This window comes from Clostridioides sp. ZZV15-6598, from assembly GCF_020657705.1.
Lineage (GTDB): Bacteria > Bacillota > Clostridia > Peptostreptococcales > Peptostreptococcaceae > Clostridioides > Clostridioides difficile_F.
Window position 1 is genome coordinate 1 of sequence record NZ_JAGWCS010000010.1, and the last position, 13,372, is coordinate 13,372.

Here is a 13,372-nt window from a genome sequence, read left to right on the forward strand (position 1 = left end):
GATATATTGTTTATCACAGTGATATTATTTTTAGTAGGTTTCCTATTAATTACTAAAGGCGCAGATATTTTTATAAATTGTACTGTAGAGATAGGTAGAAAAACGAATATTTCAGAAATTATACTTGGAGCAACTATTGTTAGTTTTGCAACAACATTGCCTGAATTTACAGTATCATTACTTGCTTCTATTGATGGTCATACTACAATGAGTTTAGGAAATGCAATTGGTTCTATAATATGTAATACAGGATTAGCATTAGGGTTAGTTGTTTTTATAAGTCCATTTAATGTAGATAAAAAAATGTTTTTTTCTAAGTCTTTACTATTAATAGTATCTGTTATAGTTCTAATTTTATTGGGGTTAGATGGAGTTATAACAAGAGGAGATTCATTATTACTTATAATAATATTGATTTTTTATATGGTTAATAACTATAGGAGTGTTGTAGGAAAATCGAATACTAAAAATAGAGGTATTCAAAAAGATACTATTAAAGAAATACCTACAAAGAAGAGTAAACAGTACAGAGGTTTTTCTATAGCAGAAATCATAAAAATACTAATACTTTTTGCTACAGGCTTAATAATGATGATAATAGGTTCTCAAATTCTTATAGAGAGTGGTGTAAGAATAGCTAGTTTTCTTAATATACCTCAAGGTATAGTGAGTTTGACTATAATAGCACTTGGAACTTCTTTACCAGAGATAGTGTCTTCAATTACTGCCATAAGAAAAAATCATCATGAAATATCTGTAGGAAATATTCTAGGTGCAAATATATTGAACATCGTATCAGTAATAGCTGTATCAGCAATACCAAATAACATACCAATATTATCTCAAAATAGAAAACTTGATATACCATTTATGATATTATTATTGTTATTAGTAATAGTACCAACTCTTAAATCAAATAGACTTAGTAGACTACAAGGTATATTAATGTTATTTACATATTTTATATATATATCAATTTTGTATTTTATGTATATTATTTAATCATACTGTTAAAAATATTAATTGCAGAATATCCTAAAAAAGTATATAATGGATAGGTTAAGATTAATTGATAACGGAGAGGAATAATATATGAATATAACAAAGTTTGAAGATTTACCAATAAGTGAGGGAATAAAAAAAGCTATAGCTGAAATGGGGTTTGAAGAGCCATCTCCTATACAAGCACAGTCTATACCTGCAATTTTGTCAGGTAAAGACGTTATAGGACAAGCACAAACTGGTACGGGGAAAACAGCAGCTTTTAGTATACCTATACTAGAAACAATAGACCCAAATAATAGAAGTTTACAAGCTGTAGTACTTTGTCCAACAAGAGAGCTTGCAATACAAGTATCTACAGAAATAAGAAAACTAGCTAAATACTCGCACGGAATAAAGACATTACCTATATATGGTGGTCAACCAATAGACAGACAAATAAAATCTCTAAAGAGTGGTGTGCAAGTTGTAATAGGTACACCTGGACGCACAATAGACCATATTAATCGTAAAACATTAAAGATGGATAATGTAAAAATGATTATACTAGATGAAGCAGACGAAATGCTAGATATGGGATTTAGAGAAGATATAGAAATGATTTTAAGTAAGATTCCAGAAGAAAGACAAACAACTTTCTTTTCAGCAACTATGCCAAAAGGAATTTTAGATTTAACTAAGAGATATCAAAAAGATCCAGAACATATAAAAGTTGTTAGAAAAGAACTTACAGTTTCAAATACAAAACAATATTATATAGAAACTAGATCATCAAATAAATTGGAAGTATTATGTAGATTAGTTGATGTGTATGACCCTAAATTGTCAGTTGTTTTCTGTAATACTAAGAGAAAAGCAGATGAATTAGTGGGAGATTTACAAGCAAGAGGATATTTTGCAGATGCATTACATGGTGATTTAAAGCAAACACAAAGAGATATAGTAATGGATAAGTTTAGAAATGGTACAATAGATATACTTGTTGCTACTGATGTTGCAGCTAGAGGTATAGATGTTGATGATGTTGAATGTGTATTTAACTATGATTTACCACAAGATGAAGAGTACTATGTTCATAGAATTGGTAGAACTGGTCGTGCTGGTAGAGAAGGTATGTCATTTACTTTTGTATTTGGAAAAGAAATGAGAAAGATGAAAGATATAGAAAGATATACTAAATCTAAATTAATCAAGCATAATATACCAACAATAACTGATGTTGAAGAGAAAAAAGTAGGTACTTTCTTTGCACAAGTTAAGCAAACTATAGAAGAAGGTCATTTAACTAAACAATTACAATGGTTAGAAAGTTTCTGTAATGATGAAGATTATGCAATGGTTGATATTGCTGCTGCACTTGTTAAGTTATCTCTAGGTGAAGAAATGAAAGAAGAAATAATAGAAGAAAAACCTAGAAGAGAACGTGGAGAGAGAAAAGGTACTACTGGAGCTAAAGATGGTATGATTAGATTGTTTATCAATATTGGTAGAAATCAAAGAATACAAGCTAAAGATATCGTTGGCGCTATAGCTGGAGAAGTTGGAATACCAGGTAAAATGGTAGGAACTATAGATATATATGATAAGTATACTTTTGTTGAAATACCTAAAAAAGATGCAAAAACAGTGATTGAAAAAATGAAAGATATTAAGATAAAAGGTAACAAGATTAATATAGAAAAAGCCAATAAAAAGAAAAAATAATATATAGTATATAAAAATATAATTTTAAAATATAAAATAATATATCGAATATTTAAAAAGCCTAATGTGTTTTCAAAACAGATGATGAATAATCTGTAAGAGTCAACAACATAAGGCTTTTATTGTTTTATATAATAGTATTGTTAAAGACATTTTAAATTTTATTTGTGCTTTATTTCCATAAGTATAAAAAATACATTAAAAAATAAATAATAAAATAAAAATTAACATATGATTTTCATTTGATAATGGGAAGTAAGAGATTGATTTATGACATAAGAAAAAGATACTGTCAGATAATGATTTTTTATTTGACTTCTGGCAGTATCTTTTGTTAAAAATCGCATAATAGAAATTGTAATACAACACATTAGAATGTGTTATGAAATCTCATTTTCGCAATTTATCACTTTATGATAGGCACATATATAGAGAAAAACATCACTTACTAGAATATTTCATCGCCACTCTTAAAGCCAAAAGCTGGATGAAAATCAAATTTAACTGCACCCACAGCAACCTTAGGTCCAACAGCCTTTTTAATTCTATAAATACCTTCATTGCCGAAACCAGCACATAGCTCAATAGCTGTACATCCTTTTTCAACCATTTCTTTGGCTACTGTTTCTGCTTCATCATAATTTTTTACACCAATAACATTCATGTTGATGGTATCGGATGGGATAATAGCTCTTTGCTTATCTGAGCTAAGGCCATCAGCGACATAGATAAATGCACATTCAAACATCAGAAAATCTCCTCTCATAAATTATATGTAAAAACATATTAAAAATTTTTAAATAGACTATTAATTTGCCTATGACATTTAGGCGTAATTTTTCCTCCTTTTCTTGTAATTCTAATGATACCATGATACGATAGGGAAGAAAAGTACTGTCCTGTTATGGTTATAGTACATTACATACTACTAAGTAGCAAAATGATAGTATATACATTTTATGGATAGGAGGTTTTGTGGATTATGGCAGTTGAACGATGTGAAACAATTGCGAAAATACAAAAGATTTTAGGCGGAAAGTGGAAGATTGCAATTTTATATTATCTTTCCATAAAAACAAGACGTTTTGGAGAACTACAACGTCAAGTCGGGGATATTACTCAATCTACATTGACAAAGCAACTTAGGGAACTTGAAGCAGACGGTTTTGTTTCCAGATATGTCTATCAAGAAATCCCACCCAAAGTGGAGTATTCGTTAACTGATTTAGGGGAGAGTTTTGCAACTATTCTGGAGCAGATGAAAATATGGGGAAAAACATATCTTCACAAAGAAAACGAAGCAAAGGACTAATGAAATGTTCTCTGCTTCTTTTAAATATAACATCTAAGTTTACAGGAGAAAGAGATGAAGCAATTGGAAGAGCCATATATTGAAGAAAAAGAAATAGCACCTATTGGCATAGGTACTATACTAAAAATAATTAGAAAATAAAATTTAAAACTAATATAATCATATTATAAGTAAGTTATAGATAAAAGTCAATTTAACTTATCAAGTTAACTTTTAATGTGATACAAAATAGTAATTAAACAGTATATGTGAATTTAAATTTAAAGAAAAAATTGATTTACTTTAAATTTATTAAAATTTTTTAGGAAGAATTATAATATATTATAATATTGTATTGTTATCTAACAACAGCTAAAGCATAGTTTATATTTTCAAAAGCATGTAAATAATCATTTCTATTATCAAAAAATTTCTTTTCAATAGCATCTGATGTTAAATGTTCAGTTAGGGAAAAGTTATTTTCATTTAAAAGGTGTTTTAACTCGTCATAGCTATAGCAGGATTTCATTGGTTCTCCACATCCTTGTGCAAGTGTGACCATATTTTTAACACGTTTAATATTTGATTTAAATAGATTTTCATCAGCATAGTCAAATATAATGAGACTACCTTTTGGAGATATAGCTGAGATAGTGTTTAACATATTTATATTTTGCTCACTACTTAAATAATAAGTGACTCCAAGCCAACTAAAGAATGTACGTTTTTCAGTACTAAAACCATATCTTTTCAATTCATCAAATAATATATCCTGTGTAAAATCCATTGGAACATAATGTAAGTTTTTAGGAATATCTAGCCCAGCCATATTCACTCTATCAATTTTAAAATTTTGAGTGTCAGGATGATCTACTTCAAATATCTGAACATTATCAGATAAATCAAGATTTCTATATGCAAAAGTATCCATTCCAGCTCCAAGTATTACATACTGTTCTATGCCATGAGCAATTGAATCTTTTAATTTGTCCTCACAATATCTTGCTCTTGCAATTGGAGTAGGTTCAACTTGAGTTTGAACAACCCATTTTAAAATTTCTTTAGAGTCATCAAACTCATTCTCTTTATCTGAATTAAAAAACCCTAAACCGCTTATCATATAATCTGTAATCTGATTATATTCTTCAGTAGTCATTAATTTTATAGCAATTGTATCATTAAAAATCTTTGGCTTATCAAATTGCGAATGATAAGCTCTTCCAAAAGAAGAAATTAGTGATGTTAAACTTGCCTGGTTTTTTTTCATTTAAACACGTACCTCCAAGATAGAATTTATTATTTGAGTGAATCCATAATCTAAAAAATTATCTATACTTGTATCAAATTCTTTTTCGATGAAAGTGTTTTTAGACGATGCTAAAGATAGCAATGACGAAATACTTGCCCATAAGATATAAACTGTTTGCATGGGCTTAATGCTTTTCATGACAATTCCTTGTCTTATTCCTTCCTTAATATAATTTTCTAATAAATTATTTATATCAGTACCTACTGTAAATATTTGTACTACTACAGGGGGAATTTCATCAAAATTAATATCTTTAGGTTTTTGGTTATTAATAGCATTAAAAGAATGAGGATTGTTTAAATAATAATATTTCATAGAATTACAAATAGCTTTGTATTTATCTAAAAATTTAATATGGTTTGAGATGCTTTTTGTTATATCTTCTCTTAAGGTTATTAAACCATCTAATACAATATGATTTAAAATATCTTCTTTACTTTCAAAGTATGAATAAAGAGTTCTTCGACTATATTGTGATTTTTTTGAAATATCATCTATCGTAGTTGCAATAAATCCTTTCTCTGTAAATATTTCTTTTGCAGACTGTATAATAGTATTTCTATGTAATTTAGCTACACTTTCTTTTTTATTTTCTCGATTCAAAGTATATCTCCTTTCTATTTAGTATATTGTTAGTATACTAAATAGAACTGTAGTTGTCAATAAATTATAAATTTGAAGAGATGTAGTTTATACAAATATAATTTTAAATTTAATATTGGCTTTCTAAATTCGATTTTTTGAAAAGTAATTTTATATGATTATCATATTTATAAAGTATTTTTGAATTTAATTTGATAAAATATATTTATGCCTTAAGCAGAGAATTTTAAGTATACAAAATTTAATGAAAATATAGTGAAAATGTAACTTTTATAAGGAGATAAAGATATTTTATGGATACAATAAAGAAATTAAGTCATGGATGTACACTAGATTGCCATGATTGTTGTAAATTTAATGTTTATACTAAAGGAAATAATGTGATAAAAATTGAAGGAGATAGAAATCATCCTTATACAAAAGGATTTATATGTAAAAAGGGGTCTGCTCATTTAGATAGATTAAATCATAAAGATAGAATAGAGACTCCAATGTTAAAGGTAGATGGTCTATGGAAAAAAATTTCTTTTGATGAAGCTTTAGAAATAATGGCAGATAAACTTCTATACTATAAAGAACATTATACATCAACGTCTATTATGCACTATGACCAATATGGAAGTGGGTCTATATTAAAATATATAGGAGATGTATTTTTTAATTTTTATGGAGGAGTTAGTAGACATAAGGGAGGGCCATGTTGGAGTGCAGGAATGCATGCCCAAAAGTATGACTTTGGAGTAACTAAGGGACATGCTATAGAAGATATGCTAAACAGCAAGAGTATCTTTATATGGGGAAAAAATCCAGCATATACTACCATTCATACTATGCAAATAATTAAAAAAGCTAAAGAAAAAGGGATAAAAATAGTAGTCATTGACCCTATATATACAAAAACTGCTCAAATGGCAGATAAGTACATACAAGTAAGCCCTGGAACAGATGGAGCATTAGCTATGGCTATGGCAAAAATTATAATAGAAGATAGCTTGCAGGATGAAGAATATATAAATTCGTATGTTGTTGGTTTCGAGGAATATAAAAAATATTTGGATTCATTAGATTTAAACTTTTTATGTGATGAATGTGGAGTTAAAGAAAAGGATATAAGAGAACTAGTTAATTTATATGCTAATAAATATTCAAGTATAAATGTAGGTTATGGTCTTCAAAAGTATAAAAATGGAGGAAATACAATAAGAGCGATAGATGCCTTAGGAGCTATAACAGGTCAAATAGGATTTAGTGGTGGAGGAGTGAATTATGCTAATAAGGTTTATCCAAATGTGATAGATGCTGATCCTTATAATAGCCAATCATATGGCGAAGATAGGGAGTTTTATGTAAGTAATATTAGCAAGTTTATAGAAGAATCCTTAAAAGACAATATATCAGATGAAGTTAATAATACATTAGAGAAACCAAATAATACATTGAACAAGTTTGATAATATGCCAAGTAAATCACTAAAAGGAAATATTCCTATAAAGATGGCAGTAATAACTAAAAGTAATATGTTAAATCAATTGCCAGATTTAGTAGAGCTAGAAAGAGTTTTTTCAAAGATTGAATTTAAAGTATGCTTTGATATGTTTATGACTGACACAGCTACTTTATGTGACTTATTTATACCTTGTACAAATACGCTTGAAAGTGAAGATATAATTTATAGCTCAATGACCAATCCATATATAACATACAATGAAAGAGCAGTAATACCAAAGCATGAATTGATGGATGAGTATTATTTCTTTATGGAGTTAGCTAAAAAGATGAAACTAGAAGGTTATCCTTTTGTAACAAAAAAAGAATACTTAGAAAAAGTAATTGAGCCACTTAAACGTTTTGATAAAAGTTTAGGTATAGAAAAGCTTAAAAATAGTTATTTTACTATACATAATCCTATTGCTTGGGAAGATAAGAAGTTCGAAACTCCCTCTGGAAAGTATGAACTTTATTCAGAAAGGATAAGAGATTTAGGAATTAGCCCAATTCCAGTGTATATAAGTAATAAAGCTAGAAACTTTGAAGATGAAAATAGAAAAAGTATTTTTAGACTGCTAACTAATCACCATGCAGATACTTTGTTTAGTCAACACTTTATGGATAAGACATCTATAGCTCAAGCATATATAAATCAAAGTATGGCTAAAAAAATAGGTGTTAACAATAAGGATATTGTATCTTTAAAGTCAAAAAAAACAAAGATAGATGTACAGATAAATATAGATAATGGAGTAAGTGATTATATAGTAAAAATGTATGTTGGATGGTGGAAGAAACATGGCAATCCTAATAGTTTAACAGATACTGGTATATCGGATATTGGTGGTCAAGTAACATATAATGAAACGATGGTAGAAATAATACGACAAAACTAGTTAAATTTCATTGAAGGAATAGAAATGCGCTTATAGAATTGATTAAAAGTTACTATTTTTACAAAACTATTGAAGGAGGGATTTTGATGGTAAAATATTCCTTAGAACATAAGAATCTATACATAGAATTTATGTGCTCAGAACTAGACCACCATGTAGCTAATGAAATAAGGGAAGAAATAGATAACTTATTAAGTGTTAATCAAGTAAAAAATGTTGTATTTGATTTTGGAAATATTAATTTTATGGATTCTTCAGGTATAGGTGTCATCATAGGTAGATATAAGAAAATTTCTAATGAAGGGGGACGAGTTTCAGTAATTAATATAAGTTCACGAGTTAAGAAAATTTTTGATTTATCTGGGTTAAATAAAATTATTGGCATTTATGATACGTATGAAGAAGCTCTAAGTTCTTTGTAGGGAGGAGTATGTGATGAATAATATTATGGAAGTTAAATTTTCGGCACTATCAGAAAATGAAAGTTTAGCAAGAGTTATAGTAGCATCATTTGCAGCAAAATTAGACCCAACAGTAGATGAATTAGTTGATATAAAGACTGCTGTCTCTGAGGCTGTTACAAATGCTATAATACATGGATATGAAGAAGACAGTTCTAAGTTTGTTTTTTTGAGATGTGAGATAGAAGGAAATACTATAAAAATTGTAGTTGAAGATGAAGGGTATGGAATAGAAAATGTGGAGAAGGCAATGGAACCACTTTATACATCAAAACCAGAACTTGATAGATCAGGAATGGGATTCACAGTTATGAAAAGCTTTATGGACGATGTAGAGGTAAGTTCTAGAAAAGATAATGGCACTAGAATTGAAATGACTAAAAAAATAAATTTGCCTAAATAAAGTCCAAAAGTGAGGTTTTATTATGGAAGTAACTGTTGCCAGAGAAGAAAAAAAACCTCTTCTTAGTCATGAAGAGACTCTAGAACTTATTGATAAAGTTCAAAATGGAGATGAAGAGGCAAAAGAAATATTAATATCAAGTAATTTAGGTCTAGTTAGGAGCGTTGTATCTAGATTTTTAAATATAGGGTATGATAGAGAAGATTTATTTCAGTTAGGTTCTATAGGTTTAATAAAATCAATATATAAATTTGACCCAAAATTTAATGTTAAATTCTCTACTTATGCAGTACCAATGATTCTAGGTGAAATAAAGAGATACTTAAGAGATGATGGTATGATAAAAGTATCAAGGTCATTGAAGCAAATAGCTGTAAAGGCCAAGATGGAAAGTGAAGCTTTAACTAAAAAGCTAGGTAGAGAGCCAAGTATAGAAGAAATAGCTCAAGCATTAGACGTAGAAAAAGAAGATTTAGTAATGGCTATGGAAGCTAATTTTAATGTGGAGTATTTGCAAGGTGTTATTCATGAAGAGGAAGGTTCTCCTATATGCCTTATTGATAAAATAAGCATGAAGGGAGAAAGTGAGGAAGAAAAAGTTGTAGATAATATATTATTAAAGGACATACTTGGAAGACTTGATAAGAGGGAACGTCAAATAATAGTTCTCAGATATTTTGAAGATATGACTCAAAGTGAAATAGGAGAAATGCTCAATATATCACAGGTTCAAGTATCAAGGATAGAGAAAAAAGTATTGTCTAAGTTAAAAGAGTATATATCATGATAATACTTATAATATATTAAACTTTTAAATTCTTTCTATTAAATTTAAAAATTATTATTAAAAAAATTATGAGTCTGAATAAAAAATATTAAAAAACAAGGTGTCTTTATGATAGAAAATAAATTATTTTCTTTATTAGGCATCTTTTTTATTTTTTGACTAAACTTTGAGTGTCTAAAATAAATTATAGGTTTATTTTTTTAAAATTAACAAATAATACTTTAGAGAGGTGTTTAGTATGGATAAAAATTATAAAAAGTATGTAGACCAAATAAGCCCAAAACCTACATATTTAAAAAACTATACACTTGCATTTATTGTAGGTGGAATTATTTGTATGATAGGGCAAGCTATAAATGATTTATATATGAAAGTTGGAGGGCTTGATAAATTAGGTGCTAGTTCTGCTACATCAATAACACTAATATTTATAGGGGCATTTCTAACTGGATTAGGAGTGTATGACCTAATCGGAAAAAGAGCAGGAGCTGGTTCTATAATACCAATAACAGGTTTTGCTAACTCAATCGTATCTCCTGCAATGGAGTATAAAAGAGAAGGATATGTATTAGGTGTAGGTGCAAATTTATTTAAAATTGCAGGACCAGTTTTAGTTTATGGTATAGGTTCTTCTATTTTATGTGGAATTATTTATTATATTTTTAAAATGTTTTAGATGATTTTTATTTAATTTAAACTTTATTAATTAACTATTAGCTATAATTATTGATTAGAAAATAGCTATGAAAAATTCAATTAATATTAAAGGATTAAATAATAAAATTCAAAATTAAAAAGGTGTGAAAATATGAAAAATAAAAGAATTGGAAAAAGAACAGTCAAGCTAGAAAATAAACCAACAATAATATCAGCTGGTACTATAGTAGGTTCTAAAGAAGGTGAAGGACCGCTAAAGGACTATTTTGATATGATTATGACAGATGATTTATATGGTGAAAAAACTTGGGAATTAGCTGAAAGTAAAATGGTAGAGACTGCATCTCAGAAGGCAATACAAAAGGCAGGGAAAAAACTGTCAGATGTAAATTACATGCTAGGTGGAGATTTAATCAATCAAATAGTGCCAGCATCTTTTGCTGCAAGAGAATTAGCAATTCCATTTTTAGGTATATATGGTGCATGTTCTACGATGGCAGAAGGACTTTGTATAGGTTCTATGCTTGTAGATGGTGGTTTTGCAGATTTAGTGTTATCAGGTACATCAAGCCATTATTGTACAGCAGAAAGACAATTCAGATTTCCACTAGAGTTAGGAAATCAAAAGCCAATGACAGCTCAATGGACAGTTACAGGAGCAGGAAGTGTTTTACTAGCTCCTAATGGAGAAGGTCCTAAAGTAAAATATGTTACAGTTGGAAAAGTAATAGATAAAGGTATTGATGATGGTAATAATATGGGACCAGCCATGGCTCCAGCAGCAATAGATACTATATATTCTTACTTTGAAGATACTAATGATGACCCAAATAGTTTTGACATAATTGCCACTGGAGATTTAGGTACACTAGGAAAACAGATAACAGAAGACTTTTTAAAAGAAAAAGGTGTAGATATTTCAAAGTGCTACACTGATTGTGGTATAGAAATGTTTAACCTTAAAGAGCAAGATGTTCACTGTGGTGGAAGTGGATGTGGATGTTCAGCTACAGTATTTGCAGGATATATATATGAAAAGTTGAGAAAAAAAGAATTTAACAAAGTAATGCTCGTATCAACAGGAGCACTATTATCACCAACAAGTACACTACAAAAGCAAACAATACCATGTGTTGCACATGCAGTAGTAATAGTAAATGAGTAGGAAGTGATATATATGTTAATGGACTATGTAAGAGTATTTATTGTAGGTGGAATTATATGTTTAATAGCCCAAGTAATGATGGATTATTTTAAAATGCAAACTCCATATGTTATGGTAACATATGTAACATCTGGTGTAGTTTTAACTTTTCTAGGACTTTATGAACCATTAGTTAAGTTTGCAGCAGCAGGTGCAACAGTTCCTATAATAGGATTTGGATATTCACTTGCAACAGGAGTAATAAAATCAATACAAAGTGATGGATTTTTAGGTATTTTTCTAGGTGGAACAACTGCTACAGCTGGTGGAATAGCCGCAGCTATATTTTTTGGATATATTATGTCAGTAGTATTTACACCAAAAGCAAAACCATAAAATAACTTAAATATATGATAAGTTTTTGTATTAAATAGGTAGATATCTTTTTAGATTCTGCCTATTTTTTTATAGTTACAAGCGTTTACATAATCAAGTTGACAATTATTTACAACATGGTGTAGTATTATATTAGCAAAAATAAAATGAAGTGAAGTAGGGGATAAAGATGGTAACTATTAAAGATATTGCAAAGAACCTAGGCATTAGCTATTCCACTGTTTCTAGGTGCTTAAACAATAATCCTAATGTATCTGAAAAAACAAAAAAGAAGGTAGTGGAAGAGGCTAACAGGCTAGGGTTTCATTTTAATGTAAATGCAAGAAATCTAGCAAAAAAAGAAACAAATAGAATAGGGGTAATCTTTTCAAATAATTTTAATCATCAAGACACTAGAAAATTTTTTAGTGATATAATGGATAGTTCTATAAATTCTATTGAGACCAATAAGTACGACTTTATAATACAGCCTAATAATAACATTAGTGGTGATAGTAATGTCTATAAAATGGTTAATGGACAAATGGTTGATGGATTAGTAATAGTGTCTCAATCAATGAAAAAAGAAGAGTATGAGTTTTTAAAAGATAACAATTTTCCACATGTATTCATATATTTTAAGCCATCTTTTGTAGGGGAAGTAGATAATTTCTTTTGGGACGATAATGTATATGGAGGTTATATAGCTACTAAGCATTTAATCGACCATGGTCATAAAAATATAATAACAATAACTTCAGAAGATAAGAGTTCAAAAATGCATGAAGATAGAACAAAAGGGTATTTAAATGCTATGGAAGAAGCTAATTTAAAGACTGATGTAATTGAATCTAAAATGGATTTTGAATCTCAAGTTGAACTATTAAGAATTCATATTGATAAAATAAAAAAAGCTTCAGCTATCTTTGTGCAACAAGATGTACCAGCTATTTCTATAATACAAGAATTAAAAACTACTTATGGTATAAATGTACCAGAAGACATATCTGTAATAGGATATAATAATATTGAATTAATATCTTACTTTAGGTCACACTTATCGACGATAGATGACCCAAGAGAACAAGTTATAAAAAATGGAGTAGATAGTTTAGTAAATACAATAAATAAAAAGAGTACAGAACATATCCCAAGAAAACTTTATCCAAGACTAATTATAAGAAATAGCGTTAATAGAATAAAAAACTAAAAGTAGTCCAGTTATTTATAGAATTTAATATGAATAAAAACC

The 13,372-nt window shown here is 28.6% G+C and carries 14 protein-coding genes; 11 read left to right on the forward strand and 3 right to left on the reverse strand.

Annotated features, from left to right (window positions below):
* Positions 1-1,002 (forward strand): calcium/sodium antiporter (locus KGF50_RS03260; RefSeq protein WP_227846807.1); only part of this gene is annotated, 1,002 nt, incomplete at its 5' end.
* Positions 1,003-1,092: 90 nt separating this feature from the next.
* Positions 1,093-2,706, forward strand: a complete 1,614-nt coding sequence (locus KGF50_RS03265; protein ID WP_227846808.1) for a DEAD/DEAH box helicase — start codon at positions 1,093-1,095, stop codon at positions 2,704-2,706.
* A gap of 448 nt (positions 2,707-3,154) precedes the next feature.
* Here the strand turns inward: KGF50_RS03265 and KGF50_RS03270 are convergent, their stop codons facing one another.
* Positions 3,155-3,472, reverse strand: coding sequence for a DUF6506 family protein (locus tag KGF50_RS03270; protein WP_413926784.1), 318 nt, complete (start codon positions 3,470-3,472; stop codon positions 3,155-3,157).
* A 216-nt stretch (positions 3,473-3,688) separates the two neighbouring features.
* On the opposite strand from KGF50_RS03270, the gene KGF50_RS03275 reads away from it, so the two are divergent.
* Positions 3,689-4,018: a winged helix-turn-helix transcriptional regulator gene (locus KGF50_RS03275; RefSeq protein WP_227846810.1), complete on the forward strand. Its 330-nt coding sequence runs from the start codon at positions 3,689-3,691 to the stop codon at positions 4,016-4,018.
* 337 nt (positions 4,019-4,355) lie between these two features.
* Here KGF50_RS03275 and KGF50_RS03280 read toward each other — a convergent pair whose 3' ends face one another.
* Together KGF50_RS03280 and KGF50_RS03285 are read right to left on the reverse strand one after the other, a co-directional pair.
* Positions 4,356-5,264 (reverse strand): class I SAM-dependent methyltransferase, encoded by a 909-nt coding sequence (locus KGF50_RS03280; protein WP_227846811.1) that lies wholly within the window; start codon positions 5,262-5,264, stop codon positions 4,356-4,358.
* Positions 5,265-5,909 carry a TetR/AcrR family transcriptional regulator gene (locus KGF50_RS03285; protein WP_227846812.1) on the reverse strand — a complete coding sequence of 215 codons (645 nt, stop codon included), beginning with the start codon at positions 5,907-5,909 and terminating at the stop codon, positions 5,265-5,267.
* A 293-nt stretch (positions 5,910-6,202) separates the two neighbouring features.
* Between KGF50_RS03285 and KGF50_RS03290 the strand changes: the two genes are divergently transcribed.
* The 8 genes from KGF50_RS03290 to KGF50_RS03325 all read left to right on the forward strand — a co-directional run bounded on the left by KGF50_RS03290 (position 6,203) and on the right by KGF50_RS03325 (position 13,330).
* Complete coding sequence (locus KGF50_RS03290; protein ID WP_227846813.1) at positions 6,203-8,293, forward strand: molybdopterin-dependent oxidoreductase; 2,091 nt, start codon at positions 6,203-6,205, stop codon at positions 8,291-8,293.
* Positions 8,294-8,379: 86 nt separating this feature from the next.
* Positions 8,380-8,715, forward strand: coding sequence for an anti-sigma F factor antagonist (gene spoIIAA, locus KGF50_RS03295; protein ID WP_227433405.1), 336 nt, complete (start codon positions 8,380-8,382; stop codon positions 8,713-8,715).
* A 13-nt stretch (positions 8,716-8,728) separates the two neighbouring features.
* Positions 8,729-9,157: an anti-sigma F factor gene (gene spoIIAB, locus KGF50_RS03300; protein WP_227829680.1), complete on the forward strand. Its 429-nt coding sequence runs from the start codon at positions 8,729-8,731 to the stop codon at positions 9,155-9,157.
* 22 nt (positions 9,158-9,179) lie between these two features.
* A complete protein-coding gene (gene sigF, locus KGF50_RS03305; RefSeq protein WP_227433403.1) occupies positions 9,180-9,944 on the forward strand; it encodes an RNA polymerase sporulation sigma factor SigF in 765 nt (254 codons plus the stop codon).
* A 238-nt stretch (positions 9,945-10,182) separates the two neighbouring features.
* A complete protein-coding gene (gene spoVAC / locus KGF50_RS03310) occupies positions 10,183-10,620 on the forward strand; it encodes a stage V sporulation protein AC (RefSeq protein WP_003418420.1) in 438 nt (145 codons plus the stop codon).
* 132 nt (positions 10,621-10,752) lie between these two features.
* Positions 10,753-11,766, forward strand: a complete 1,014-nt coding sequence (gene spoVAD, locus KGF50_RS03315) for a stage V sporulation protein AD (RefSeq protein WP_227846814.1) — start codon at positions 10,753-10,755, stop codon at positions 11,764-11,766.
* A 12-nt stretch (positions 11,767-11,778) separates the two neighbouring features.
* Positions 11,779-12,141, forward strand: a complete 363-nt coding sequence (gene spoVAE, locus KGF50_RS03320) for a stage V sporulation protein AE (RefSeq protein ID WP_169468704.1) — start codon at positions 11,779-11,781, stop codon at positions 12,139-12,141.
* Between the two features lie 169 nt (positions 12,142-12,310).
* Complete coding sequence (locus KGF50_RS03325) at positions 12,311-13,330, forward strand: LacI family DNA-binding transcriptional regulator (RefSeq protein ID WP_227846815.1); 1,020 nt, start codon at positions 12,311-12,313, stop codon at positions 13,328-13,330.
* Positions 13,331-13,372: the final 42 nt, after the last annotated feature.

What these genes read in the sequence shown, in the direction of transcription:
- KGF50_RS03265 (WP_227846808.1), top strand. Translation starts at nt 1,093, where the DNA reads ATGAATATAACAAAGTTTGAAGATTTACCAATAAGTGAGGGAATAAAA.
- KGF50_RS03270 (WP_413926784.1), bottom strand. Translation starts at nt 3,472, where the DNA reads ATGAGAGGAGATTTTCTGATGTTTGAATGTGCATTTATCTATGTCGCT.
- KGF50_RS03275 (WP_227846810.1), top strand. Translation starts at nt 3,689, where the DNA reads ATGGCAGTTGAACGATGTGAAACAATTGCGAAAATACAAAAGATTTTA.
- KGF50_RS03280 (WP_227846811.1), bottom strand. Translation starts at nt 5,264, where the DNA reads ATGAAAAAAAACCAGGCAAGTTTAACATCACTAATTTCTTCTTTTGGA.
- KGF50_RS03290 (WP_227846813.1), top strand. Translation starts at nt 6,203, where the DNA reads ATGGATACAATAAAGAAATTAAGTCATGGATGTACACTAGATTGCCAT.
- spoIIAA (WP_227433405.1), top strand. Translation starts at nt 8,380, where the DNA reads ATGGTAAAATATTCCTTAGAACATAAGAATCTATACATAGAATTTATG.
- spoIIAB (WP_227829680.1), top strand. Translation starts at nt 8,729, where the DNA reads ATGAATAATATTATGGAAGTTAAATTTTCGGCACTATCAGAAAATGAA.
- sigF (WP_227433403.1), top strand. Translation starts at nt 9,180, where the DNA reads ATGGAAGTAACTGTTGCCAGAGAAGAAAAAAAACCTCTTCTTAGTCAT.
- spoVAC (WP_003418420.1), top strand. Translation starts at nt 10,183, where the DNA reads ATGGATAAAAATTATAAAAAGTATGTAGACCAAATAAGCCCAAAACCT.
- spoVAD (WP_227846814.1), top strand. Translation starts at nt 10,753, where the DNA reads ATGAAAAATAAAAGAATTGGAAAAAGAACAGTCAAGCTAGAAAATAAA.
- spoVAE (WP_169468704.1), top strand. Translation starts at nt 11,779, where the DNA reads ATGTTAATGGACTATGTAAGAGTATTTATTGTAGGTGGAATTATATGT.
- KGF50_RS03325 (WP_227846815.1), top strand. Translation starts at nt 12,311, where the DNA reads ATGGTAACTATTAAAGATATTGCAAAGAACCTAGGCATTAGCTATTCC.